Origin of the sequence: Mycobacterium sp. E1386 (genome assembly GCF_001672745.1) — a bacterium.
Lineage (GTDB): Bacteria > Actinomycetota > Actinomycetes > Mycobacteriales > Mycobacteriaceae > Mycobacterium.
On record NZ_LZKH01000136.1, the window covers coordinates 1 to 24,752 of the forward strand.

Genomic DNA, 24,752 nt, shown 5'->3' on the forward strand with positions numbered 1-24,752 from the left:
CGGCTGCGGCCTCGGCCGGCGCCGCGGGTCTGGCCGAGATCGGCACCCAGGTGCGTTTCCGGCACCCCTTGGCTCGCTCAGCGACCTACTGGTCGGCGTCGCCGGCCGAGCGCCGAGTGGTCCACGGCGCACTCGCGGCAGTTACCCATCCGACACTCGATCGCGACCGCCGGGTTTGGCACCTCGCCGAGGCCGCTCCCGGCCCGGACGAGGAGATCGCCGAGGAGCTGGAGCACTGCGCCGACCAGGTACGGGCGCGGGGTGGGCTTGCCGCGGCGGCGGCGTTCCTCGAACGCGCCGCGCGGTTGACGCTCGATCCGGGGCTGCGGGCCGGGCGGGCGCTCGCCGCGGCACACACCAAGGTGCAGGCGGGCGCCTTCGATGCGGCGGCGGCCCTGCTGGCGATGGCGAAAGCTGGGCCGCTCGACGATCTGCAACGGGCGCGCGTCGACCTTCTGCGGGCTCAAGTCGCGTTCGCCACGAGCCGGGGCGGCGACGCTCCACGCCTGCTGCTGATGGCCGCCAGGCGATTCGAGCCGATCGAGGCCGGCCTCGCCCGGGAGACCTACCTCGACGCCATCAACGCCGCGGCGTTCGCCGGCCGCCTGGCCAGCCGCGGCGGCGGGGTTCTCGAAGTGGCTCGAGCCGCAGCCGCGGCCCCGCAACCACCGCGCGGCCACCGCGCGCCCGACGTCCTTCTCGACGGCCTGGCGGTCAACTTCGTCGAGGGGTACGCCGCAGCGGTGCCCGGCCTGCGGGACGCGCTGACGGCGTTCGGCGCCGGCATGTCGGCGGACGAGGAACTGCGCTGGATGTGGCTCATCAACCTAGCGGCCCTGCACCTGTGGGATGACGCGCGCTGGGACGCACTATCGGTCCGCTACCTCCAGCTCGCGCGCAAGGTCGGCGCCCTGAACGAGCTGCCGCTCGCCCTGAGCACGAGGGCCATGATGCTGTTGTGGGTCGGTGACCTGACCGCCGCGAGCACGTTGATCGACGAGCAATCCACGGTCACGGAGGCGACGGGGAGCAATCTCGCGCCCTACACCGCGATGCGCCTCGCGGCGATGCGCGGCAGGAAAGCGCAGGCGTCCGCCCTGATCGAGGCCACCAACATGGAGGTGTCCAAGCGAGGCGAAGGCATCGGGGTGGCCTGCGCCGAGTGGACAAGGGCAGTGTTGCACAACGGCTTTGGCGATTACCCGGAGGCGATGGCCGCTGCCCAGCTGGCTCTCTACCATCAGGAGTACCCCGATGTGCGATACCCAGGCATTGCGAACTGGGCCGCGGCGGAGCTCGTGGAGGCGGCCGTACGTGGCGGGATGACCGAGACCGCGACCGTCGCTATTCGTTGGCTGGCCGAGATGACCGCCGCCAGTGGCACCGACTGGGCGCTCGGGGTGGAAAAGCGCTCGCGCGCACTGATGGCGGAGGGGGAGAACGCCGAGCGCCTCTACCGGGCGGCGATCACGCACTTCGGGAAAAGCCGTGTCCGCACCGAGCTCGCCCGAGCGCACCTGATCTACGGCGAATGGCTCGCCCGGGAACGCCGACGCGTCGAGGCGCGCGAGCAGCTGCACACCGCTCACCACATGCTGGAGACCATGGGTATGGCGGGGTTCGCGGAGCGGGCGCGGCGCGAACTGGAAGCCATCGGTGCAACCACCCGCAAGCGCACAGCCATCACGAGCACCGTTGAACTGACCGCCCAAGAGACCCAGATAGCCCGTCTGGCCCGCGAAGGGCTGTCTAACCCCGAGATCGGAGCCCGGCTGTTTATCAGCGCCAAAACGGTCCAGTACCACCTGCGCAAGGTCTTCGCCAAGCTCGGCATCACCTCCCGAAGCCAGCTCGACAATGCCTTGACCTAGCGGAGAAGTGGGCCGTTCATCCATCGACTAGCCACCGGCGGATGCGATTGCCGGCCCGTTGGCGCCAGGATCTCATTGACGCACAAGACGCACAAGACCAGCGGGACGGGAGCTGCTTCGATGGGTCAGGACGTGATCGTGGTGACCGGCGCAGCGAGTGGCTTCGGTCGGCTGGGCTCCGAGGCGTTGGCGCTGGCGGGCCACACGGTCTATGCGTCGATGCAAGACATCAACGGCCGCAATGCATCCCAGATCGAAGCGATCGGCTGCTTCGCGAAGGACAACGGGGTTGAGCTGCGGACCGTGGAAATGGACGTGCAGTCGCAGCCTTCGGTGGACGCAGCGATCGAAAGGATTTTCGTCGCCAACGGCCGTATCGACGTGGTGGTACACAACGCGGGACACATGGCATTCGGGCCGGCCGAGGCCTTTACGCCGGAACAGCTGGCCGAACTCTATGACGTAAACGTTGTGGGGACACAGCGAGTCAACCGCGCGGTGCTGCCGCACATGCGACGACAGCGCCAGGGTCTTCTGGTATGGGTGTCCAGCAGCAGTTCCGCGGGGGGCATGCCACCGTATCTGGCGCCATATTTCGCGGCGAAGGCCGCGATGGACTCGCTCGCGGTGGCCTATGCATGTGAGTTAACCCGATGGGGCATAGAGACCTCCATCATCGTTCCCGGCGCATTCACGAGCGGGACCAATCACTTCACCGATGCCGGCTCACCCGCAGACCGCGTGATTGTGGGCCAGTACGAGGCCGGACCCTACGCGGGTTTAGGAACCCGGGTCCAGGAGGCCCTCGCCGTGATCGGGGCGCACGAAGCCGGCGTGTCCACGGTTGCCGACGCAGTGGTCAACGTGGTCGACACCGCATTTGGGAAGCGTCCGTTTCGAGTCCACATCGACCCGGCCAACGATGGTGCCGATGTCGGCTTCGCCGTGCTCGACCGGCTCAGGGCCGAGATGTTGCATCGCGTCGGATTGTCGGACCTGCTGAAACCGGCCGGTTGGGGTAGGTAACGAGTGCGTCCTTGATCACCTTGCAGCAGAGGAGTTTTCAGGCGCAGGCCGTGCGGAATCTGTCTCGGTAGGCCTTGGGGGTGATGCCCAGATGATTGAGAAACACCCGTCTCAATGTCTCCGTACTGCCAAACCCTGCCAGATCTGCGGCTTCGGCGATGGTGCGACCGGCTTCGAGTGCCGTGCGTGCGAAGTCGATTCGCACCAACTCGACGTAGCGCGCCGGCGTCAATCCGAGGTCCGACTGAAACAGTCGGGTCAGTTGACGTGTGCTCAGAGATGCCCGGGCCGCAAGCCTTTTCACGCTGTGGTCGGCCCCGGGGTCGGCGTTGATTGCGTCGGTGACCGCTCGCAGGGGAGAATCCGGCGGCGGATCGGCCTCGATCATGACCGAAAACTGCGACTGTCCGCCAGCGCGTTTGAGGTATACCACCAACGCGCGCGCGACTTCACGGACCAACTCCGGGCCGTAATCGAGTTCGACCAACGCTAACGCGAGGTCAATGCCCGACGACACGCCCGCGGAGGTAAACACGTCGCCGTCGCGGACAAAGATCGCATCCGGTTCGACCCCGACATCGGGAAAGGCTCGGGCCAAGCGTCCGGTATGCCGCCAATGCGTCGTGGCGCGACGGCCGCTGAGCAGCCCCGCCTGCGCCAGGATGAACGAACCCGTGCATACGGATGCCAGCCGTCGCGTCCGGGCCGGCACCGTTTTGAGTGCCTCGACGAGCGCGAGATCGATCGGCCGCCCGACCAGATTGTCTCCGCCGGCGACCAGGACCGTATCGGCGGACTCGATGGACGAAATGCTCCGGGTGACGGCGAACCGCGTCCCTATCGAAGTGGTGACGTCGTTCCCATCCACCGACGCGATCTCCAGCGAATAGTTCGCGCCGAACCGGTTGGCTTCGACGAAGACCTCCGCGGGCCCTGCCGCGTCCAACAGCTTTACGCCGTCGAAGACGACGATCACCACCACGCGGGGTATTGCGCTGATGCCGACCACCCGCTCATCGTGTCGCGTCGGCGGCGTCAAGTTCAAGCCAACCGTGTCGCATTCTGTGGGAAGGACGGCGCGAATTCCAGCGCCGGGGTGGCCGAGGAACCCGGAAACTGGCCAGAAGGATCGCTCAAGGAGACGAGAAAAGATCATGGCCGTCCTGTTCGGTGCACTGCAGGGCCACCGCCGCGGACCGCGGCCAGACCTGGAGCTTCTGTACGCCGGCGCGATGTTTCACGATGTGGGCCTTACCCAGCCCGGCCGCACCTCGACCCTTCGCTTCGAAGTGAACGGCGCCGACGCGGCGCGAGACTTCCTGGTGCGACGCGGCGTTGACAAAGCCGACACCGAAAAGGTGTGGCTGAGCATCGCCCTGCACACCACTCCGGGGATCCCCGAGTTCCTCGAACCCGAAATCGCCGTGTTCACAGCAGGTGTCGAGCCCGACGTCCTGGGCATCTGCCGCGAAGACCTCCCTCCCGAAGCCCTTGCCGTCACCGCCGCCGATCCACGCACGGATCTTGGCAGCCTTCAACGACGGCATGACGCATCGCCCGCACACCACCTTCGGCACCGTCAATGCGGACGTGCTTTCAGCTCGACATCGGCGAGCCCTTGATACAACTGAGCGGCGCCGTCCGCTGGTGGAACGTTGAGGGCGACACCACGACGACTCACAACACCCACGAGATTTTGTTCACTAATCTGCCGGCGGAAGATGCGGATCGCGCAATCGCCCGGATGAGGCCGTTCAGCAGCTTCGCGGTCACCGAGGTACTGACCGCCGCGGCCTGGCATGCCGTGCCATCCACGTACATCGTCTGCGAGAAGGACAGGGCGGTCGCCGACCAGGATGTCATCGCGGCGAGGGCGACCCAGACGCGTCGCTTGCCCGCCGACCACACGCCTTTGCTGTCGATGCTCCAGGCTCTGACCGACCTGATGGTGGAGGCGGCCAACAACGGCCACATGAGTCCGGCCCCGCATCCGACAAATCGAAGGCAGCAGGAGCTATGACCGCGGATGCCGACCGCGGCGGAGAGCAGGCACCACTGCTGGTCGTGTGCGCTGTTATCGGCATGACGATCACGTTCGAGCTGCCGCGACTCCGGATAGTCGCATCGATAGTTCGGGTTCTCGGCATGGTTCGTCGACAGCTCACCGCTGCACCCAAATTACCTGCCATGGCTAGCCACCGGCGGATGCGATGTCGGCTCGATGCGCCGCAAGCTGGTCAATGACTGGTGGAAGGACACGCGATGAGCAGCCGAATCGTCGCTTCGGTGCGCATTCGAGCAGATCCGGGCGACCGGCTGAGAGGAGGACGGCGATGCGCTTAGTGGTCGCTATGACCGGAGCGACGGGTGCCGCCCTGGGCATCCGTCTGCTGGAAGTACTTGGGCAGCTGGGGGTCGAGACACACCTGATTCTCAGCGACTGGGCACGGGCGACGATCAAGATGGAGACGAACACCGGCGTCGACGAGGTGCGGGCACTGGCCTCACACGTGTACAGCGCCCGTGATCTTGCCGCGGGCATTTCCAGCGGGTCGTTCCGCACCGATGGCATGGTGGTGTGCCCGTGCAGCATGAAGACGTTGAGCGCCATCCGGATTGGCTCCAGCGACAACCTGATCACTCGTGCCGCCGACGTGACGCTCAAGGAGCGGCGCAGGCTGGTCCTGGTCGCGCGGGAGGCTCCCTTGAGCGAGATCCACCTGGAGAACATGCATTACCTGGCGCGCGCCGGTGCCGTGATCTTCCCGCCGATGGTGGCCTATTACACCAAGCCCACCTCGGTCGACGAGGTGACGAACCAGGTGGTCGGGCGGGTCATCGATCAACTGGGGATCGAGCACTGCCTGATCAAACGCTGGAAGGAAGATCCACCGCCGGTTGGGGTGAATGGGCACGGAAACCTCGCGGAATCCGATGACTGGCTCGTCACAAACGGCCGATAGAAGAACAGCCTCCAAAACCCTGTGAGGAGAACGAAATGACCACGACGACAAGCCTTCCTGAAACCATCAACGTTTCCAGCGCCCAAGAATCGGGGCCAGATCAGCGCAGCTGGTTGGCCACCCTCGAAGCCGCGGGCCAGCTACGCCGCATCACGGCCCCCGTCGACTGGGATGAGGAGATCGGGGCGATCACCCGCGCCAACCTTGCCCTCGGCGGCCCGGCACTGCTGTTCGAGAACATCATTGGCCATGAGAACACTCGGTGCACAAAGCTTTTGACGTCGGCACTGGGCAGCCGGCGTCAGGTGCAGCTGATGCTGGGGCTGCCCGAAGGCACCAGTGACTCGGCGATCGTGCGTCACCTCCGGGAGGCGTTCAAGAAACCGATTCCGCCGCGCGTGGTCGATACCGGCCCGGTCAAGGAGAACATCCTCGAGGGCGACGACATCAATTTGTGGGAGCTTCCGGTCCCCAAGTGGCACGGCGAGGACGGTGGTCGCTACATCGACACGTTCTGCGGTGTGGTCACCGAGGACAAGGTGACGGGGCGCGACAACATCGGTTGCTACCGGGGCCAGATCGTCGACCGTGACAAGATCGCCAAGCTCCTGGTGCCCAGTCAGGGTTGGGGCGGCCACATGGAGGAGTACAAGCCGGAGCCGATGCCGGTCGCCGTCGTGTACGGGTGGCACGACGTGCTGGGGTTCTGCGCCGGGAGCCCGTTTCCGAAGAACATCTGCGAATGGGACATGATGGGTGCCCTGCTCGGGCGCCCGGTTGACCTGGTGGCCTGCGAAACGGTGCCGTTGCACGTCCCGGCGACCGCGGAAATCGTCGTCGAGGGCTTCATCGATCCCGACCCCTCGACCTTCGTCGTCGAGGGTCCCTTCGCCGAGTACCCCGGCTTCATTGGTGGCGCGGCACCGGCGCCGGTGCTGCGGGTCACCCGGATCACCCACCGCAACGATCCGGTGCTGCGCGGCACCCTGGAAGGGATCCGGCCGGGATGCTTCAACGAAGACAGCATCGTCAACTTCGCGCGGTCGGCGATCACCTGGAACGTGCTCGACGACCTCGGGATCGGCGGCATCACCGACCTGTGGATGACTGAGGTGACAAACGGCCAAAACACTCTGGTGCAGATCCAGAAGCGTTACCGGGGCCACGCGCAGCAGATCGCCTCGGCGCTGTGGGGGACAGGCGGATCGGTGTGGTTTCACAAGAACGTCATGGTCGTAGAGGAGGACATCGACCTCCACGACCCGGTCGCGCTGGACTGGGCCATGTCATACCGGGTCAACGCCGGCCTCGGTGATATCGCATTCTTCGGCCCGGGTCTGGGCTCATCGCTCGACCCGTCGACACCACCGGCGTTAAATGACACCAACAAATACGGCGCCGGCCAATGGACCCGGGTACTTATCGACGCCACCCGAAGCTGGGAGGTCGACCCGCGCCCGGAGTGGGGTGGGCGTCGCTTCCCGCCGACCGACAGGCTCACACCCGAGCTCGAGTCCAAAATCGCAAGCCGCTGGGAGGAATACGGGATTGGCATCCCCTACCTCGACGATGGTGGGCGCGAAATGCTGACGCTGCAGAAACTGAGCAAACGGATGCCGGAAGTGTGATATCAGATTCCGCCCTCGAGCCGGCCGCCGCCGAATTCGCCGCAACGGCGGCCCACGCGCCACCGGTCTACGAACTGACGCCAACCGAAGCGCGCGACGGGCTGGAGGATATCCAGTCGACTCCGGCCGCCAAGCCCGACGTCGACAGTGCATGGATGACCGTCGGGGCCGGTGGCGCCCAGGTGCGCGTCCGCCTCGTCAAACCGGTTGGGGCGAAAGGCCTTTTACCTGCCGTGCTATACCTGCACGGTGGCGGATGGGTGCTCGGCAGCGCCGCGACCCATGACCGCCTGGTGCGTGAGCTTTGTGTGGGCGTGCACGCCGCCGTTGTGTTCGTCGAATATGATCGCGCACCGGAGGCCCGCTATCCGGTCGCGCTCGAGCAGGCCTACGCGGCCGCGCGCTGGATCCAGCGAAACGGCTCCAGTGCCGGTGTCGACGGCACCCGCGTGGCGGTCGCCGGTGACTCGGCCGGCGGCAATTTGGCCGCCGCGTTGGCCTTGCTGGCCCGCCGCCGCGGCGACGTCACCTTCGTTCACCAGTCGTTGTACTACCCGGTGACCGACGCCTCGCAAAACACTCCGAGTTACCGTGATTTCGCCGAAGGTCCGCACCTGACTGCCAAGGCCATGGCCTGGTTCTGGGATGCGTATCTGCCCGATCTGGATCGGCGCGACGACGTCCTCGCCTCACCGCTCAGGGCCGGCGTCGGCGAACTCGCCGGACTGCCTGAGGCGTTCGTCGTCGTGGACGAATGCGACGTCCTGCGCGACGAAGGAGAGGCCTATGCCCGCAAGCTGACCGCCGCCGGGGTGCATTGCACCAGCGTCCGCTACAACGCCACGATTCATGACTTCATGATGCTGAACTCCCTGCGCGAAACCGCTGCGGCGACCGCAGCGATCACACAAGCGATCGACGTGCTGCGGGGATCTTTGAAAGCGTCTCCGCCAGTGAGGAACTGATGAGTGACGCGCCGAGGACGGTACTGCACTGGTACGACTTCATATGCCCGTTCTGCTACATCGGGCAGTCGAGGTCCGCCCTCCTGGTGGAGGCCGGCCTCGAGGTCATCTCACTGCCATTCCAGGCGCATCCCGACATCCCGGCCGGCGGTCTCGTTATCGGTCCCCGTCGTGGGCCGAGGTCCGAGATGCTCGAGCGGGAGGCGGCAGCGGAGGGACTGGTGCTGAACTGGCCGGATCGAATCCCCAACAGCAGGAGTGCTTTAGCCGCCGCCGAATGGGTTCGCCGCAATCAGCCGGCCGCCTTCGACGAACTCCAGCGGGGGTTGTACCAGGCGCACTTCGCTCTCGGTGAAGACATCGAGGATCAACAGGTCATCGACCGACACGCGGTAAAGGCCGGCGTGGACCCGGGCGCACTGCACACCGCGCTCGCCGACGGCACTGCCTACGCCGCTGTCGATTTGTTGGAACGGACCGGGCAGCAGTGCGGCGTCTGCGGCACACCCGCGTGGCTGCTCGGCGGCAGGTTGGTAGCCGGGCTAGTGCCCATGTCGGAATTTGAGCGCATTGCCCACGATGCGTTGGCTCAGCGAGCGCGATTGGAGAGGAGCAACCAATGACCGCGATCGATGTAAGTGTCGCGCTGCCACCGTCATTCGAGTCGGCTGAGCACATTGTCGCGGCGGAGAAACTGGGCTATCGCCGGGCCTATCTCTACGACACCCCGTTCGGAGGCGATGACGTCTGGCTCGGCCTGCACCGTGCGGCGGAGCGGACCACGACGATCGAGCTGGGTCCCGCGGTATTGATTCCGACGCAGCGTCACCCGTTGGTCAACGCCGCCGCGACCGTCTCACTGCATCGACGGGCGGCGGGGCGGATTGTGACCTCTTTCGGCACCGGGTTCTCCAGCCGCGCGGCCATCGGCCAGCCGCCGATCCGATGGTCCTACATGGAGTGCTATATCCGTGCCTACCAGGCGCTGTTGGCCGGAGAGGCGACCGACTGGGAAGGCGCGGCCATCAAGTTGATGCTGACCTCGGCGCAAGCCGACGCACTGCCCCTGCGAATCCCGTTGCTGGTGGCGGCAACCGGACCCAAGGGTGCCGGCGTCGCCAAGCGGCTCGGCGCCGACGGGCTGATCTCCATGTTCGACGTCGTGCCCGGTCAGAGCGACTTTACTCGCGCGGTGGTAGCCACCATGGGTACCGTCCTCGACGAAGGGGAGGACTTGGCCGGCGAACGCGTCCGATCAGTGGTCGGCGCCCCGTGGGCCGCGGCATATCACTTCATCTATGTCACCAAGGGCGCCGACGCAGTGCGCGGGATGCCCGGAGGCACCGCCTGGCTAGATGTAATCGAGAAGGTCCCTCAGCGCCTGCGCCACCTGCACATTCACCAGGGCACCATGGTCGAGATGAACGACGCCGACCTGGCCGGTTGGCGTGCCGGAGGTTACGCCTCGGTCCCCTCGGTCACCCTGAGCGGAACCGCCGAGACTGTCGGAAAGGCCGTGGCCGCAATGGCCCAAGCCGGCGCCACCGAGATCGTCATCGAGCCCTCGGGTCCCGACATTCCACGCGAACTCGACAGATTCATCGTGGCCGTCCACGGTAGCTCTGTCGGGTAGCTGATCGCACTGGCCAGTAGGAGGCGGTATGACCGATCGACGCGCGGTTGTTACAGGCGCAAACGGGGGAATTGGGTCGGCGATCTGCCAGCGGCTGCGAACCGACGGCATCGAGGTACGAACGACGGACATCGTCGGCCCAGCAGATGCCGTGCTGGATCTGACCGCTGACCCGATACCCGATTGGCTCGGCAGCGACGTCGACATCTGCGTGGCGGTCGCGGGCGTCGTCGACACCTACGCTCCCGCGCATTCGATGTCGGCCGAAAAGTGGTCGCGAGACATCGACGTAAACCTGACGGGCGCTTTTCGGGTCATTCAAGCATGTCTCTCGGGCATGCGAGAACGTGGTTTTGGTCGCATTGTCGCGATTTCGAGCGTCGCGGGACGCAATGGGGCGTTAGGCAAAGTCGCCTACGCCGCATCGAAAGCTGGACTGCACGGCATGATTCGCACCATCGCGATGGAGAACTGTTCCCTTGGAATCACCGCCAATTCAGTTCTGCCGGGCGTCATCGCCACGCCCAAAGCGATGACCCTCCCCGCGGCGGACCAAGAACGTATCTGTGCGGCACTGCCGAGCGGCCGGTTCGGGCGCCCCGAGGAGGTCGCCGATCTGGTCGCCTTCCTCGTCAGTGATCGCGCCGGGTACATCACCGCGCAGGACATTTCCATCGACGGTGGCATGGAACTGAATACGTTGTTTGTGGGGCCAATCCGCTTGCAGGACAAAGTTACTCCCTCGACAGGTGCGTCGGAAGGACACATGCCTTGCCCATCTACCAGTGTTACAGACCACTAGGATGCTGACATCCTCCGCGCTTTCAACGACGCCACGAACCCCTTAGATCCGACCTCGCGCGCTGCAGCATCGTCGACGTCATCCTCAACAGCGGCCGGCCCGAATAGCGGGCCGCGAGGGCTTGCCCGGCACAGATGTCCAGCTTGGCCGGAGAGTTCGCTAACGCGTTGCGCGGTGTGAAGCGCGGGTGTGATGCGTTTCCGTTGGCGTTCGACACTTGTTCCGTCCTTCGGAACACCTATTGGATCCACGGCGACCTTTTGCGTATTCATAGCTATGTCGTTGGCCTGAACGACCTCGTCTTGGAATCGGCTAACCACAACGGTTTGCAGTGGATCGGGCATCCCAGAAATCAAATTCTCCGAAAGGTGGTCATTAATGACGAAATCATTGCGGCACCGGGCATTTGATGATCCCGAAGCGGTGGCGCACGGAGACGTGCGGCGGCTGGCACATTCGACGCTGGCACCCGAATACGACTTCATCGTGTGCGGGTCTGGATCATCGGGCTCGGTGGTCGCCAGGAGGATCGCCGAAAACCCGGACATGTCAGTGCTTCTCCTCGAAGCCGGCACTCACGACGCGACTCCTTCCGTGATGGTGCCTGCCCTGTGGCCGACAAATTTGGGATCCGAACGCGACTGGGGACATCGAAGCGAGCCCAATCCCCACATCAACAATCGCGCGCTGCCGATGTCTATGGGCAAGGTTCTCGGTGGAGGATCGAGCATCAACGTGATGGCGTGGTCGCGCGGCCATCGGGCGGACTGGGATTTCTTCGCCGCCGAGGCCAAGGACCCTGCTTGGAGCTATAGCGCGGTCGTCGATATTTATCGGCGTATCGAAGATTGGTTGGGCGCCCCCGATCCCCGATATCGGGGTAGTGGGGGACCTGTCGGAGTGCAACCGGCCACGAGCCCCGATGGTCTCGGCCCGACGACGCTCGAGGCCGCCAGGGCAATGGGTCTGCCCACCTTCGCGCATCCCAACGGCAGGATGATGGAATACGACCGCGGCGCGGCCCTATGCGATGTCATCATTGTTGACGGCCGGCGCCAGTCGATCTTCCGCTCCTATGTCTATCCCATCTTGAGTAACCCGAATCTGACCGTCCTTACCGAAACCTCGGTCACCCGGCTTTCCATCGAAGGGAACCGAGTCACCGGTGTCGAGGTACGCCGCGATGGAAAACTGCAGCATGTCGCGGCACGCGGAGAAGTTGTGCTTTCGCTGGGAGCGATCAATACGCCGAAGGTGTTGATGCAGTCTGGTATCGGGGATGCTGCTGAGATGCGCGAGTTCGGCATCGAGGTTCGCCAACACCTGCCCGGCGTCGGCAAGAACCTCCAGGACCATGCATGCTTACCGGTCAATTACGAGTTTGCGCAACCGTTCGAATCGACAAACCAGGGCGAAGCACAGCTGTTCTGGACGAGCGATCCCGATTTGGACGCCCCGGATCTATTCTGCTGTCAGGCGGCGGTGCCGTTGGCGAGCCCGGAGAATATCGCCCGCTTCGGTGAACTGCCGGCGTCATGCTGGACACTGTGCGGCTCGCTCACCCACCCCAGCAGTCGTGGATTCATCCGCTTGAGCGGCCCCGGGCCCGAAGACCCAGTCCGCGTGCACCTCAACTCACTGTCGCACCCCGATGATTTCGAGCTCGCGGTCTCGTGCGTGGAGTTCCTGCGGGACCTAGGGAATTCGTCCGCGCTTCGGCCATTTATCAAAAATGAAGTCTTGCCAGGGAACCTCAAAGGTGACGATCTTAGAAGTTTCGTCAGAGATGGGGTGGTTCCTTACTGGCACACCTCTGGGACAGCCAAATTAGGCGAAGACCCACTTTCGGTGGTGGACAGTGATCTTCGGGTGCACGGCTTGGAAAGTCTGCGAGTGGCAGACGCTTCCGTCATGCCGCGCGTCACGTCTGGCAACACGATGGCCCCCTGCGTCGTTATCGGTGAACGGGCCGCGGAATGCATCCGAGAAAGGCACCACCTGTGACGCCGGGGCGCCGCGGGAGCCGGCTGTCTCAGGACACCATGCGATGCATGTCGGACTGGATGAGTTTGGCGACGCGGTCCAGCGGCCGCCTGAATGATTCGAGGTCTTTTCGCATGGGAAGAGCCAAAGCGACGATCCCGGGCTCTCCCGAGGGAAGCGCAAACGGAGTGGCAATGCACGAGCACTCTGGGTGTACCGTCCCGTACTCGGATGCCATGTGCCCGCGGTAAAGCGCTTGAGAGGCAGCGGATTCCGGGCTCTCGGCGCCCAAGGACTGCTGTGAGGGGCTCAAGACGCCGGAAACGCCCGACCCATACGCGCGGCACATGGCTCTCAATCGGTTCCCCGGTGCGTCGTACAGAAATATTGACGCCTTAGTGGCCAGCGACATGAATCGCATCCGGGGTTGTGCCACGGCGGCCAGGTCGTGGCGCCGGCGGTCCAATTCATGCAGGCCCGCGGCGAAGGTCCACCTTCGGTTCTCACGCTGCACGACGTTCTCTTGTTCGAGCTGCTGAAGTAGCCTGTGCACCGTGGTTTTGGGGATACCCGTCTCCGAGGCGAGTCGTGTAACCCCGACCGGGTGCTGTTGAATCCGGCCGAGCGCTCGGAGTAGCGCAAAGGCGCTGTGCACCGCACTGGTGGGCACAGATCCCGGTTCGACCGATCTGAATAATCCATCGGCCGAGAAATCATCAAAACTTTCCGATCCCACTGGACGATGATAGCTAATCCTCGATCCGAATGCGGACCCGATAGACGCCATGGCCCGCTGCCGAAACGCTGCGCGTGATCTTTCAGAGTTGCTGTCGTACAGCGGTATATCGCGCTGCGCTGAGCCGTTCCGGTCATCGGAACAGCCGTTCGGTCGTTTCGGCGCGGAGGGTCAGGATCATCCTCGAAACATCGTTTTCGCCGTCGGGGAAATAGCGCGTCGGCGGGAGCTCTTCAGAGAGGAGGCGGTCAATGGATATCTATGAAGCGCTCTACACCACCAGAACAATGCGGCGGATGCGGCCGGATCCGGTTCCCCTGGATACTCAGGTACGCATCCTTGATGCGGCGATCCGCGCGCCCAGCGGCGGCAACACGCAGCGCTGGCATTTCCTCGTTGTCGATGAGCCGGCGCTCAAACATGCGTTGGGCGAGTTGTATCGGCGTGCCAACGAGATCGAGCACGAAGAGTTCAGGGCCGGGAGAATGGCTGTGCAGGCGCCGGGCCGGGATCGCGCCGTCTACGCCGACACTCTGCGGCAGGTCATCCGATCCGGGGACTACCTGGCCGATCACTTCGACGAAGTCCCTTTGCTGCTCTTCGTTTTCGCAATCGACGACCATGGCGGCGCAAACATCTTCCCGGCCATCTGGAGCGCGTTGCTCGCCGCCCGCGCCGAAGGCGTCGGCGGCGCCATGACAACGCTGCTGCGCTACTTCCCGGACGAGGTCAACGACATATTGGGCGTGCCGGCCGACCAGGGGTGGACGATGTCGGCCATGGTGGCCCTCGGCTATCCGCTTGGCCGATGGGGAGTTGCGACCAACCGTTATCCGGTGCATGAGGTTTCTTCACGCAACCACTGGGACGCACCTTTCGGCGCCGAAGTCCCGCAACCACTGTGGCCCAAGCGTGATGGGCAGCCCTTCGAGGCCAAACTGCAGCTGGGCAGCATCCACTGAGTCCCGACGTTTTCGTCTTTCGCGGCAACCGAACTGAGGAGATCGCATGAGAATTTCTGAGGCACCGTCCTTCGACCAACCTACGTCTTCCCCGGCACGGGCGATGCAGGAGTTACTGCTCGGGGCGTGGGTATCGCAGACGATCACCGCGGTGGCCGACCTGGGAGTGGCGGATGCGCTCGCCGACGGGCCATTGCAACTCGATGAACTCGCCAACAGAGTGGGAGCCCATCCGGACGCCTTGCGCCGGGCTCTGCGGGCACTGATCGGCAAGGGGATATTCGCTCAACGCGACGACGGTCGCTATGAGCTGACTCCCCGAGCAGACACGCTGCGCTCGGACGCCCCGGTATCTGTGGCGGCCCTGGCCCGATTCGTGGGTGCACCGCAGCACCGTGAACACTGGAGCCTGCTGACGCGGGCCATCAGGACCGGGACATCGCCGGTCACCACGCTACGCGGTCAAGACTTCTTCACCTATCTGCGCGACGAGCCCGAATTCAGCGCGATTTTCAACGAAGCGATGACGGGATTGTCGGCGTATATAGACGGACCGCTCGTCGAGGCGTACGACTTCACGCCATACCGCACGATCGTCGATATCGCGGGCGGCCACGGCCGTCTACTCGCTGCCATCCTGAAATCGGCACCGAATGCGCAGGGCGTCCTGTTCGACCTCCCGGACGTGGTAGCGGACGCGCCATCCCTGTTGCGGAACTTCGATGTGACGCATCGGGTTCGGCTCGTCGAAGGCTCGTTCTTCGACGAGGTCCCCGCCGGGGGCGATGTGTACGTGCTCAAGCAGATAATCCACGACTGGCCCGACGAGGCCGCCTTACGCGTCCTGCACAACGTGAGAAGGGCGGCGGCCACCGACGCATCGTTGCTGCTCGTCGAGGCCATAATCCCGGAGCACCACGGTGACGTCATCGGCAAGGTCACCGATATCGAGATGTTGCTGGTCAATGACGGGCAAGAAAGAACCGCAGCCGAGTACCGCCGACTGCTTGACCAAGCCGGATTCGAAATGACTCGAGTGATCGCCACCGGAACGGACTTCAGCATCGTCGAGGCACGCGCAATCTAGAGCCAGCCCGGCGATTCGCTACGTCACGGCGACCGGAAATGGTCAACAAGCAGGTGCACCGAGATCATCATCGAACCCTCAGGTCCCGACATCGCATGCGAACTCGAGAGATTCATTTCAGCTGTCCGCGGCTAACCTGACGTGTGACTGAAAGCCCGCGCTGGAGTCGGCGCGACTCGGCGAACTGACGCGCGTTCGGCGCTGAAAAACGAGCTGGTCAGGCCGCGATTTGGCTGGCGCGACGCGAGTTCGGTAACCTGGCATTCACCAACGCGGGGTGGAGCAGCTCGGTAGCTCGCTGGGCTCATAACCCAGAGGTCGCAGGTTCGAATCCTGTCCCCGCTACTAGCGAGACGGCCCCGGAGGAGACTCCGGGGCCGTCTTCGTGTCAACAGGGGGTGAACCTGCGCCGCTACGACTCGCGAGAGACGATCACCACCGATTGCGCCGCATGCGCGACGGCCGCGCTCACCGAGCCCAGCAGCATGCCGGCGAATCCGCCGCGACCGTGACTGCCGACGACCACGAGTTGTGCGGACTCCGAGTGCTCGATCAGTTGACGAGCCGGCTGATCGCACACCACCACGCGTCGCACGCTGACGTTGGGATAGCGCTCCTGAAATCCGGCGAGCCACTCGGTGAGCGCCTGTTGCGCCTGCACTTCCATCAGCTCGAGATCCAGACCCGGCACTTCCGACACGCTGACGTCCGACCACGCGTGCAGTGCCACCAACTCCACGCCCCGGCGAGAAGCCTCATGAAAGGCGATCTCCGCCGCCTGTTTTGATGCGGCCGAGCCGTCGATTCCCACCAGCACCGGTGCCTGCGGGCGTGGCGGCGCCTCATCGTGGACGACCGCGACCGGGCAGTGCGCATAGTTCACCAGGCCGGTGCTGGCCGAGCCGAACGGGACCCGGCTGAACGCGCCTTCGCCCCGGTAGCCCACGACCATCATGTCCGCGATCTTGGATTCGTTGACGAGCGTCGAAACGGTCGGGCCACGTACCACCACGCTGTACACGAACGGCGGGCCGTGGCCGGCGGTGCTATCGGCGACCACCTTGCGCGCGTCTTCGAGGATTTGCCGTGCCTTGGCGTCCTGTCGCTCGAAATGGTCCTGAGGAATCGGAATCGCCGGCCACGGCGCGACGGCCGGCACGACCGGTGCGATGACGTGCATGAGGGTCAGCGGAACATTGCGTATCGCCGCATCGCGAGCCGCCCAGTCGACCGCGGCCATCGACGAGGCCGATCCGTCGACGCCGACCAAAATGCCACGATGAGTTTCGTGCCCGGACATTCGTTCCCCTGCTTCTCTCGTTGAGCGACTAGGAATTGGGCGCCGCGCATCAACTCGCGGGCCGCAGCATCTTGCGAATTTCCATGGGCAGCTGCCCCAGCGCCTTATCGATCTGGGCGACCGGCAGGTGGTGCAAGACGGCCGCGGTAGTGGCCGAGGCGGCTTTGCCCACGTCCTCGAGCGCGATGTTCGCCTCACGCGAGAATCGGACGGCATAGGCCTTGGCGTCGTACTTGTCGGGGACGGCAGTGGGATTCCATGCCTGGTAGAAGACACCCCTGATCAGATCGGGAAGCTGGGCCGCGAAATGGGCGCTCGCCTCTACCGTGAGTCGGTCACGCAGCGTGTGTAGCCAGGCCCGCAGAACCCGGTAGGCGAACTCGCGATCCTCGGTGTCGAACTCCTCGGCCACATCGTTGACCCACGTGTGTGCGGCATCGATTGCGTGATCGAGCGCTGCCACCTTGGTTTTCGTCGACATGGTCGCCTCCGGCTTGACTCGAGGACCAGTCAACCCCGGCGCGCCCGCAGCGAAGAAGGGGCGATGGACTCCGCGCAGGGGGACTTTCGGCCACTCGTTCCGGCGGTGCCCGCCGGATTACGGCCTACCAAGCGGTTCCATGCCGCCTATCGGGGCAGCACGGCCTCGATCGCGCTGATCACCTCGGGGGCGTCGGGCGGAGTGCGGGGCCGGAATCGCTGAACAACCTCACCGCCGGGTGCGATGAGGAACTTCTCGAAATTCCACTGGATGTCTCCCGCCTCGCCGGCGGAATCGGCGGCTTTGGTCAGCTCGGCGTAGAGCGGGTGCCGGTCGTCGCCGTTGACGTCGGTCTTCGCCAGCAACGGGAACGTCACCCCGTACGTCGTCGAGCAGAACTCCCGGATCTCCTCGGCTGTGCCCGGTTCCTGGCCCATGAACTGGTTGCAGGGGACGCCGACGACCGTCAGGCCGCGGTCGCGGTAGTCCTCGGCCAGCTTCTCCAGCGCCGTATATTGCGGAGTCAGTCCGCATTTTGAGGCGACGTTGACGACCAGCGTTGCGCCGTCGGCCAATTCGGCCAGTGTGGTGGGCCGGCCGTCGAGGGTTGTCAACGGGATGTCTTTGAGGGTCACGCCGACGACGCTAACGCAATGCGGCCCCAACCAGCTAGAGACTGATTGTGCGAACGGCGGTTCGCATAACGACGACCGCCAAGGTAGATTCCTGTGGACTTCTTATTGCATATGTGTACAGGGCCCCTGGAAGGGGAAGGATCGCCGCAGCATTGGGCCGCGGCGCAGAGATGAGGGGCGCTGGTGACAACGTCTTCCCCGGTGCAGATCAATTCCCAGCGCCTCCCGCCGTACCGGTGGATCGCCCTCGCCGTGCTGGTCGTCCTGGCCATCGTCTTCACCCTCGTATACGTGCAGTTCCGCGGTGGGTTCACCCCGAAGACGAAGCTGACCATGGTGGCGTCGCGGGCCGGGCTGGTGATGGATCCGGGATCCAAGGTCACCTACAACGGGGTCGAGATCGGCCGGGTGGGCAACATCTCGGAGACCGTGCGCGACGGCAAGCCGGCCGCCAAATTCACGCTGGAGGTCTATCCGCGGTACCTGTCGCTGATCCCGGCCAACGTGGACGCCGACATCAAGGCGACCACCGTGTTCGGCGGCAAGTACGTCTCGTTGACGACACCGAAAAACCCTTCACCGCAACGGATTGCGCCGCACATGGTGATCGACGCGCGCTCGGTGACCACCGAGATCAACACCCTGTTCCAGACCGTTACCTCGATCGCGGAGAAGGTGGATCCGGTCAAGCTGAACCTGACGCTGAGCGCGGCCGCCCAGGCGCTGACCGGGCTGGGCGACAAACTCGGCCAGTCCGTGGTCAACGCCAACGCGATCCTCGATGACGTCAATCCGCAGATGCCGCAGGCCCGTCGCGACATTCAGGGGTTGGCGGCGCTCGGCGACACCTACGCCAACGCGGCGCCGGACCTGATCGACTTCCTCAACAACGCGGTCATCACGTCGCGGACCATCAACGCCCAGCAGAAGGACCTGGACCAGGCGCTGTTGTCGGCGGCCGGGTTCGGCAACACCGGCGCCGACATCTTCAACAGGGGCGGCCCGTACCTGGCGCGGGGCGCGCAAGACCTGGTGCCGACGGCGCAGCTGCTGGACACCTACAGCCCGGAACTGTTCTGCACCCTGCGCAACTACCACGACATCGAGCCCAAGGCATCCTCGTTCCTGGGCGGCAACGGCTACTCGCTGAACGCCCACACCGAGGCGCTGTCAGGGCTCGGGTTGCTGGCCAACCCGGTGTCGGCGGTGGTCACCCTCGCCAGCCTGGTCGGCGGGCTGGCCGGGCTCGTCGGCGGCGCACCGAACCCGTACACCTACCCGGAAAACCTGCCGCGCGTGAACGCGCGCGGTGGGCCGGGGGGCGCCCCGGGTTGCTGGCAGCAGATCACCCACGACCTGTGGCCCGCACCCGAATTGGTGATAGACAGCGGCAACAGCCTCGCGCCGTACAACCACCTCGACACCGGATCCCCATACGCGATCGAGTACGTCTGGGGCCGCCAAGTAGGGGATAACACGATCAACCCATGAAAATCACCGGAACCATCGTCAGGCTCAGCATCTTCTCGTTTGTGCTGCTGGTCTTCACTGTGATGATCGTCGTCGTATTCGGCCAGATGCGGTTCGACCGCACGAACGGGTACTCGGCGGAGTTCACCAACGTCAGCGGGCTGCGGGCGGGCCAATTCGTCCGCGCCTCGGGCGTGGAGATCGGCAAGGTCAGCTCCGTGAAAGTTGTCGACGGTGGCAAGCGGGCGCGGGTGGAATTCAACATCGACCGCTCGGTGCCGCTGTACCAGTCGACGACGGCGCAGATCCGCTACCTCGACCTGATCGGCAACCGCTACCTTGAGCTCAAGCGCGGCGAAGGCGAGGGCGCCGAGAAGGTCCTGCCGCCGGGCGGCTTCATCCCGACGTCGCGCACCTCGCCGGCGCTCGACCTCGACGCCCTGATCGGTGGTTTCAAACCGCTGTTTCGTGCGCTGGACCCGCAGAAGGTCAACACCATCGCGACCTCGCTGATCACCGTCTTCCAGGGCCAGGGCGGCACCATCAACGACATCCTCGACCAGACCGCGCAGCTGACCAACCAGCTCGGTGAGCGGGACCAGGCGATCGGCGAAGTCATCAAGAACCTGAACATCGTCCTGGACACCACGGTTCGCCACCGGCAGCAGTTCGACCAGACGGTCAACAACCTCGAGGTGCTCATCACCGGGCTGAAGGACCACGGTGACCAGCTGGCGGGCGGGACCGCGCACATCAGCAACGCGGCCGGCACGGTCGCCGACCTGCTCGCCGAGGACCGCGGCCTGCTGCACAACACCCTGAACTATCTGGACGCGGTCCAGCAGCCGCTCATCGACCAGCGCGACCAGCTGAACGACTTCCTCAAGAAGGTGCCCACCGCGTTGAACATGATCGGCCGTGCAATCGGCTCCTACGGCGACTTCGTGAACTTCTACGCCTGCGACATCACGCTCAAGATCAACGGCCTGCAAGCCGGCGGCCCGGTCCGCACGGTCCGGCTTTTCCAGCAGCCGACGGGTAGGTGCACGCCGCAATGAGAACACTGGAACCGGCCAACCGGGTTCGCATCGGCCTGATGGGCATCATCGTGACGGTGCTCGTCATCGGCGTCGGGCAGAGCTTCACCAGCGTGCCCATGCTGATGGCCAAGCCGCACTACTTCGGCCAGTTCACCGACACCGGAGGCATCGGTGTCGGTGACAAGGTCCGCATCGCCGGCGTGGACGTCGGCAAGGTCGAGGCCCTCTCTATCGACGGCGACCACGTCCTGGTCAAGTTCAATCTCGGCACCGCCACCATCGGGACCGAGAGCCGGCTGGCGATCAAGACGGACACCATCCTCGGTAAGAAGATTCTGGACGTCGAGGCCCGAGGCAATCAGCCACTGAAGCCCGGGGACTCGTTGCCGATCGGCCAGAGCACCACCCCCTACCAGATCTATGACGCGTTCTTCGACGTCACCAAGGCGGCCCAGGGCTGGAACATCGACACGGTCAAGGAATCGCTGCACGTGCTGTCGCAGACCATCGACCAGACCTACCCGCACCTCAGCGCGGCGCTCGATGGCGTGGCCAAGTTCTCCGACACGATCGGAAAGCGCGACGAGCAGGTCAAGCACCTACTCACCCAGGCCAACCAGGTGGCCAGCGTCCTGGGTGACCGCAGCGAGCAGATCGACCGCCTGCTGGTCAACACGAAGACGCTGCTGGCCGCCTTCAACGAGCGCGGCCAGGCCATCAACGCGTTGTTGGCGAACGTCGCCGCCTTCTCCGAACAGGTCAAGGGCTTCATCAACGACAACCCGAACCTGAACCACGTCCTCGAGCAGCTGCGCACGGTCAGCGACATCTTGAAGGAGCGCAAAGACGACGTCGCCGCCGGGCTCACCGAGGTCGGCAAGTTCCTGCCGTCCCTGAACGAGGCCATCGCGTCGGGACCGTTCTTCAAGGTGGTCCTGCACAACCTCGCGCTCTACCAGATCATTCAGCCGTGGGTCGACGCCGCCTTCAAGAAGCGGGGCATCGACCCGGAGAACTTCTGGCGCAGCGCCGGGCTGCCCGAATTCCGGTGGCCCGACCCGAACGGCACCCGATTCCCCAACGGGGCACCGCCGCCGGCGCCGCCGGTGCTGGAGGGCACGCCGGAGCACCCGGGTCCGGCCGTTCCGCCCGGATCGCCATGCTCCTACACGCCGGCCAACCCCGGCGGCAACGTCACGGTCGGTGACGAGGGTCTGCCGCGCCCGTGGAACCCGCTGCCGTGCGCGGGTGGGGCCATCGGACCGTTCGGCGGCCCGGGCTTCCCGGCGCCGGTGGACGTGCTGACCTCGCCGCCGAACCCCAACGGTCTGCCGCCGACGCCGGGCATCCCGATCGCCGGGCGGCCGGGCGACCCGCCGCCCGACGTGCCGGGTACGCCCGTCCCGCTGCCGCCGCAGGCACCGCCGGGCGCGCGCACCGAGAACCTGGCGCCGGCCGGACCGACGCCGCCGCCGTCGACGTTCGCGCCCGGGTTCCCGCCGGGACCGGCGGCGCCACCCGGACCCGGTGCGCAACTGCCGGCGCCGTTCATCAACCCGGGCGGATCGGGCGGCAGCGGCGCTGCCGGGGGAGGTAGCCAGAATTGAGCACCGCCTTTGACATCCGGAACATCCGGCTACCGAAGCTGACCCGGGCGACCGTCATCCTCGGATCGCTGGTGATCGTGCTGGCCATCGTCGTCGGGTTCGTCGGCTGGCGGCTCTTCGAGAAGCTGACCAACAACACGGTGGTCGCCTATTTCCCCGCCGCGAACGCGCTCTACCCCGGGGACAAGGTCCAGATCATGGGGTTGCGGGTCGGCGCGATCGACAAGATCGAGCCGGCCGGCGACAAGATGAAGGTCACCTTCCACTACGAGAACAAGTACCGGGTTCCCGCCAACGCCAACGCGGTGATCCTCAACCCGACGCTGGTGGCGTCGCGGGCGATCCAGCTGGAGCCGCCCTACAAGGGCGGGCCGGTACTGGCGGACAACGCCGTGATCCCTGAGGAGCGCACGCAGGTCCCGGTGGAGTGGGACCAGCTGCGCAACAGCATCACGAACATCATCTCCAAGTTGGGCCCCACCCCCGAGCAGCCGACGGGTCCGTTCGGTGAGGTCATCGAGTCCTATGCCAACGGGCTGGCCGGTAAGGGCAAGGAATTCAACACCACGCTGAGCAACCTGTCGCAGGCGTTGACCGCGTTGAACGAGGGGCGCGGCGACTTCTTCGCGGTGGTGAAGAGCCTGGCTCTGTTCGTCAACGCGCTGCACAAGGACGACCAGCAGTTCGTCGCGCTGAACCAGAACCTGGCGGACTTCACCACGCGGCTCGCGCACAACGACCACGACCTGTCGAACGCGATCGAGCAGTTCGACGGTCTGCTGTCCACCGTGCGGCCGTTCCTGAACAAGAACCGCGAGGTGCTGACCTACGACATCAACAACCTGGCGACGGTGACGAACACGATCCTGCAGCCGGACCCGCTGAACGGGTTGGAGACCGCGCTGCACGTCCTCCCGACCGCCGCGGCGAATATCAACCAGATCTATCACCCGTCGCACGGATCGGTGGTCGCCATCCCGGCGATCACGAACTTCGCCAACCCGATGCAGTTCATCTGCAGCTCCATCCAGGCGGGCAGCCGGCTCGGGTATCAGGAGTCCGCCGAACTGTGCGCGCAATACCTGGCGCCGATCCTCGATGCGATCAAGTTCAACTACCTGCCGTTCGGCGCGAACCTGTTCAGCACTGCCGAGACCCTGCCCAAGGAAGTTGCCTACTCGGAAGACCGGCTGCACCCGCCCAACGGATACAAGGACACCACCGTGCCCGGCATCTGGGTCCCGGACACCCCGACGTCGCACCGCAACACCCAGCCCGGCTGGATCGTCGCGCCCGGGATGCAAGGCCAGCAGGTCGGGCCGATCACCGCGGGTCTGATGACCCCGGACTCGCTGGCCGAGCTCATGGGAGGCCCCAACATCGCGCCCGTGCAGTCGAACCTGCAGACGCCGCCGGGGCCGCCGAACGCTTACGACGAGAACCCGATCGTGCCGCCCATCGGGCTGAATGCGCCGGTGCCCATCCAGCCGCCGCCGCCCGGGCCGAACGTGGCCCCGGGCCCGGTCGCCCCGACGCCGGCGCCGGTCGCGGCACCCGCGCCGAACGCCGGTGGGCCCGCGGTCCCGGCTGACGGGGGTGGCCAGTGATGAGCGCCCTTCGTCTGATCCGCCGCCGGGCCTGGCAGGCGATGGTCCTGCTGGTGGCCGCGCTGGTGCTGAGCTCCTGCGGCTGGCGCGGGATCTCCAACGTCGCGATCCCCGGTGGCCCGGGCAGCGGCTCGGGCGCCATGACGATCTACGTGCAGGTGCCGGACACCCTGGCGATCAACGGCAACAGCAAGGTGATGGTCGCCGACGTCTTCGTCGGGTCGATCAAGTCCATCCAGTTGAAGAACTGGATCGCCACCCTGACGCTGGGCGTCGACAAGAACACCAAGCTGCCCAAGAACGCCATCGCCAAGATCGGCCAGACCTCGCTGCTGGGTTCCCAGCACGTCGAGCTCGCCGCACCGCCGAACCCGTCGCAGGAACTGCTCAAGAACGGCGACACCATTCCGCTGAAGAATTCCTCGTCGTACCCCACCACCGAGCAGACGCTGGCCAGCCTGTCGCTGATCCTGCGCGGCGGCGGCATCCCGAACCTCGAGGTGCTGCAGAACGAGGTCTACAACATCTTCAACGGGCGCGGCGAGGCGATCCGGTCCTTCCTCGGCAAGCTGGACACCTTCACCGACCAGCTCAACCAGCAGCGCGATGACATCACCCACGCGATCGACTCGACCAACCGGCTGCTCACCTACGTGGGTGCCCGCGCCGACGTCCTCGACCGGGTGCTCACTGACATCCCGCCGCTGATCAAGCATTTCGCCGACACCAAGAACCTGCTGATCAACGCCGTCGACGCGGTGGGACGGCTCAGCCAGGCCGCCGATCAGGTACGGCGAGCCCTTGCCCAGCTCCTTGAGCGGACACTGCAGCGCCTGCAGGTCGGTGTGCAGCGGCCCGCGGGCTTCCGACAGGTACTGGTCGGCGGCCTGGCTGAGCCGTCCCACCGCGTCGACGGCGTTGATCAGCAGGTTCTTGGTGTCGGCGAAATGCTTGAT

22 protein-coding genes, 1 tRNA gene and 1 pseudogene are annotated in these 24,752 nt (G+C 65.2%); 19 read left to right on the forward strand and 5 right to left on the reverse strand.

What is annotated here, in order from left to right; translation table 11 throughout:
* Nucleotides 1-1,871 (forward strand): helix-turn-helix transcriptional regulator (locus A5709_RS14270; RefSeq protein WP_068120428.1); only part of this gene is annotated, 1,871 nt, incomplete at its 5' end.
* A 120-nt stretch (nucleotides 1,872-1,991) separates the two neighbouring features.
* A complete protein-coding gene (locus tag A5709_RS14275; protein WP_067945857.1) occupies nucleotides 1,992-2,897 on the forward strand; it encodes an SDR family NAD(P)-dependent oxidoreductase in 906 nt (301 codons plus the stop codon).
* A 37-nt stretch (nucleotides 2,898-2,934) separates the two neighbouring features.
* Here A5709_RS14275 and A5709_RS14280 read toward each other — a convergent pair whose 3' ends face one another.
* Complete coding sequence (locus A5709_RS14280) at nucleotides 2,935-3,879, reverse strand: GlxA family transcriptional regulator (protein ID WP_067945919.1); 945 nt, start codon at nucleotides 3,877-3,879, stop codon at nucleotides 2,935-2,937.
* Between the two features lie 172 nt (nucleotides 3,880-4,051).
* Between A5709_RS14280 and A5709_RS27495 the strand changes: the two are divergent.
* From A5709_RS27495 to A5709_RS14330, 9 genes and pseudogenes are all read left to right on the forward strand, one after another.
* Nucleotides 4,052-4,493, forward strand: a pseudogene (locus A5709_RS27495) (HD domain-containing protein); the annotation flags it as partial.
* Complete coding sequence (locus A5709_RS28450) at nucleotides 4,480-4,917, forward strand: hypothetical protein (protein WP_067945860.1); 438 nt, start codon at nucleotides 4,480-4,482, stop codon at nucleotides 4,915-4,917. The pseudogene A5709_RS27495 and the gene A5709_RS28450, both read left to right, overlap by 14 nt.
* Nucleotides 4,918-5,230: 313 nt before the next feature.
* Nucleotides 5,231-5,860, forward strand: coding sequence for a UbiX family flavin prenyltransferase (locus tag A5709_RS14295; RefSeq protein WP_082953387.1), 630 nt, complete (start codon nucleotides 5,231-5,233; stop codon nucleotides 5,858-5,860).
* A 35-nt stretch (nucleotides 5,861-5,895) separates the two neighbouring features.
* Nucleotides 5,896-7,488, forward strand: a complete 1,593-nt coding sequence (locus tag A5709_RS14300; protein ID WP_067945862.1) for a UbiD family decarboxylase — start codon at nucleotides 5,896-5,898, stop codon at nucleotides 7,486-7,488.
* Nucleotides 7,489-7,643: 155 nt separating this feature from the next.
* Nucleotides 7,644-8,453 (forward strand): alpha/beta hydrolase, encoded by an 810-nt coding sequence (locus A5709_RS14305; protein ID WP_231986970.1) that lies wholly within the window; start codon nucleotides 7,644-7,646, stop codon nucleotides 8,451-8,453.
* A complete protein-coding gene (locus A5709_RS14310) occupies nucleotides 8,453-9,076 on the forward strand; it encodes a DsbA family protein (RefSeq protein WP_067945864.1) in 624 nt (207 codons plus the stop codon). Before A5709_RS14305 ends, A5709_RS14310 begins: the two co-directional genes overlap by 1 nt.
* Nucleotides 9,073-10,086 (forward strand): LLM class flavin-dependent oxidoreductase, encoded by a 1,014-nt coding sequence (locus A5709_RS14315; RefSeq protein ID WP_067945866.1) that lies wholly within the window; start codon nucleotides 9,073-9,075, stop codon nucleotides 10,084-10,086. Before A5709_RS14310 ends, A5709_RS14315 begins: the two co-directional genes overlap by 4 nt.
* A 28-nt stretch (nucleotides 10,087-10,114) precedes the next feature.
* On the forward strand, nucleotides 10,115-10,888 hold the full coding sequence (locus A5709_RS14320) for an SDR family NAD(P)-dependent oxidoreductase (RefSeq protein WP_082974029.1): 774 nt from the start codon (nucleotides 10,115-10,117) through the stop codon (nucleotides 10,886-10,888).
* Between the two features lie 378 nt (nucleotides 10,889-11,266).
* The gene (locus A5709_RS14330) at nucleotides 11,267-12,892 is read left to right on the forward strand and encodes a GMC family oxidoreductase (RefSeq protein ID WP_082953385.1); all 1,626 of its coding nucleotides are present in this window, start codon (nucleotides 11,267-11,269) and stop codon (nucleotides 12,890-12,892) included.
* A 28-nt stretch (nucleotides 12,893-12,920) separates the two neighbouring features.
* Here the strand turns inward: A5709_RS14330 and A5709_RS14335 are convergent, their stop codons facing one another.
* Nucleotides 12,921-13,607, reverse strand: a complete 687-nt coding sequence (locus A5709_RS14335; protein ID WP_197500997.1) for a helix-turn-helix domain-containing protein — start codon at nucleotides 13,605-13,607, stop codon at nucleotides 12,921-12,923.
* Between the two features lie 251 nt (nucleotides 13,608-13,858).
* On the opposite strand from A5709_RS14335, the gene A5709_RS14340 reads away from it, so the two are divergent.
* From A5709_RS14340 to A5709_RS14350, 3 genes are all read left to right on the forward strand, one after another.
* Nucleotides 13,859-14,569 (forward strand): nitroreductase family protein, encoded by a 711-nt coding sequence (locus tag A5709_RS14340; protein WP_067945872.1) that lies wholly within the window; start codon nucleotides 13,859-13,861, stop codon nucleotides 14,567-14,569.
* A 46-nt stretch (nucleotides 14,570-14,615) separates the two neighbouring features.
* A complete protein-coding gene (locus A5709_RS14345) occupies nucleotides 14,616-15,656 on the forward strand; it encodes a methyltransferase (RefSeq protein ID WP_082974031.1) in 1,041 nt (346 codons plus the stop codon).
* A gap of 271 nt (nucleotides 15,657-15,927) precedes the next feature.
* Nucleotides 15,928-16,001 (forward strand) — tRNA-Met (locus tag A5709_RS14350).
* Between the two features lie 67 nt (nucleotides 16,002-16,068).
* Here the strand turns inward: A5709_RS14350 and A5709_RS14355 are convergent.
* From A5709_RS14355 to A5709_RS14365, 3 genes are all read right to left on the reverse strand, one after another.
* Nucleotides 16,069-16,956: a universal stress protein gene (locus A5709_RS14355; protein WP_068120432.1), complete on the reverse strand. Its 888-nt coding sequence runs from the start codon at nucleotides 16,954-16,956 to the stop codon at nucleotides 16,069-16,071.
* Between the two features lie 49 nt (nucleotides 16,957-17,005).
* Nucleotides 17,006-17,437 (reverse strand): DUF2267 domain-containing protein, encoded by a 432-nt coding sequence (locus tag A5709_RS14360; protein WP_068120433.1) that lies wholly within the window; start codon nucleotides 17,435-17,437, stop codon nucleotides 17,006-17,008.
* Nucleotides 17,438-17,583: 146 nt separating this feature from the next.
* A complete protein-coding gene (locus A5709_RS14365; RefSeq protein WP_068120441.1) occupies nucleotides 17,584-18,072 on the reverse strand; it encodes a glutathione peroxidase in 489 nt (162 codons plus the stop codon).
* Between the two features lie 201 nt (nucleotides 18,073-18,273).
* On the opposite strand from A5709_RS14365, the gene A5709_RS14370 reads away from it, so the two are divergent.
* From A5709_RS14370 to A5709_RS14390, 5 genes are all read left to right on the forward strand, one after another.
* Nucleotides 18,274-19,563: an MCE family protein gene (locus tag A5709_RS14370; RefSeq protein WP_068120443.1), complete on the forward strand. Its 1,290-nt coding sequence runs from the start codon at nucleotides 18,274-18,276 to the stop codon at nucleotides 19,561-19,563.
* The gene (locus A5709_RS14375) at nucleotides 19,560-20,600 is read left to right on the forward strand and encodes a virulence factor Mce family protein (RefSeq protein ID WP_067943542.1); all 1,041 of its coding nucleotides are present in this window, start codon (nucleotides 19,560-19,562) and stop codon (nucleotides 20,598-20,600) included. The genes A5709_RS14370 and A5709_RS14375 overlap by 4 nt, the downstream gene beginning before the upstream one ends.
* The gene (locus A5709_RS14380) at nucleotides 20,597-22,189 is read left to right on the forward strand and encodes a virulence factor Mce family protein (protein WP_068120445.1); all 1,593 of its coding nucleotides are present in this window, start codon (nucleotides 20,597-20,599) and stop codon (nucleotides 22,187-22,189) included. Before A5709_RS14375 ends, A5709_RS14380 begins: the two co-directional genes overlap by 4 nt.
* Complete coding sequence (locus A5709_RS14385; protein WP_067943546.1) at nucleotides 22,186-23,796, forward strand: virulence factor Mce family protein; 1,611 nt, start codon at nucleotides 22,186-22,188, stop codon at nucleotides 23,794-23,796. Before A5709_RS14380 ends, A5709_RS14385 begins: the two co-directional genes overlap by 4 nt.
* On the forward strand, nucleotides 23,796-24,752 hold a 957-nt coding region (locus A5709_RS14390; RefSeq protein WP_082953513.1), incomplete at its 3' end, for a virulence factor Mce family protein. The genes A5709_RS14385 and A5709_RS14390, both read left to right, overlap by 1 nt.

Coding starts and splice junctions, on each gene's coding strand:
- A5709_RS14275 (WP_067945857.1), top strand. CDS start 1,992: ATGGGTCAGGACGTGATCGTGGTGACCGGCGCAGCGAGTGGCTTCGGT.
- A5709_RS28450 (WP_067945860.1), top strand. CDS start 4,480: ATGCGGACGTGCTTTCAGCTCGACATCGGCGAGCCCTTGATACAACTG.
- A5709_RS14295 (WP_082953387.1), top strand. CDS start 5,231: ATGCGCTTAGTGGTCGCTATGACCGGAGCGACGGGTGCCGCCCTGGGC.
- A5709_RS14300 (WP_067945862.1), top strand. CDS start 5,896: ATGACCACGACGACAAGCCTTCCTGAAACCATCAACGTTTCCAGCGCC.
- A5709_RS14305 (WP_231986970.1), top strand. CDS start 7,644: ATGACCGTCGGGGCCGGTGGCGCCCAGGTGCGCGTCCGCCTCGTCAAA.
- A5709_RS14310 (WP_067945864.1), top strand. CDS start 8,453: ATGAGTGACGCGCCGAGGACGGTACTGCACTGGTACGACTTCATATGC.
- A5709_RS14315 (WP_067945866.1), top strand. CDS start 9,073: ATGACCGCGATCGATGTAAGTGTCGCGCTGCCACCGTCATTCGAGTCG.
- A5709_RS14320 (WP_082974029.1), top strand. CDS start 10,115: ATGACCGATCGACGCGCGGTTGTTACAGGCGCAAACGGGGGAATTGGG.
- A5709_RS14330 (WP_082953385.1), top strand. CDS start 11,267: ATGACGAAATCATTGCGGCACCGGGCATTTGATGATCCCGAAGCGGTG.
- A5709_RS14340 (WP_067945872.1), top strand. CDS start 13,859: ATGGATATCTATGAAGCGCTCTACACCACCAGAACAATGCGGCGGATG.
- A5709_RS14345 (WP_082974031.1), top strand. CDS start 14,616: ATGAGAATTTCTGAGGCACCGTCCTTCGACCAACCTACGTCTTCCCCG.
- A5709_RS14355 (WP_068120432.1), bottom strand. CDS start 16,956: ATGTCCGGGCACGAAACTCATCGTGGCATTTTGGTCGGCGTCGACGGA.
- A5709_RS14360 (WP_068120433.1), bottom strand. CDS start 17,437: ATGTCGACGAAAACCAAGGTGGCAGCGCTCGATCACGCAATCGATGCC.
- A5709_RS14375 (WP_067943542.1), top strand. CDS start 19,560: ATGAAAATCACCGGAACCATCGTCAGGCTCAGCATCTTCTCGTTTGTG.
- A5709_RS14380 (WP_068120445.1), top strand. CDS start 20,597: ATGAGAACACTGGAACCGGCCAACCGGGTTCGCATCGGCCTGATGGGC.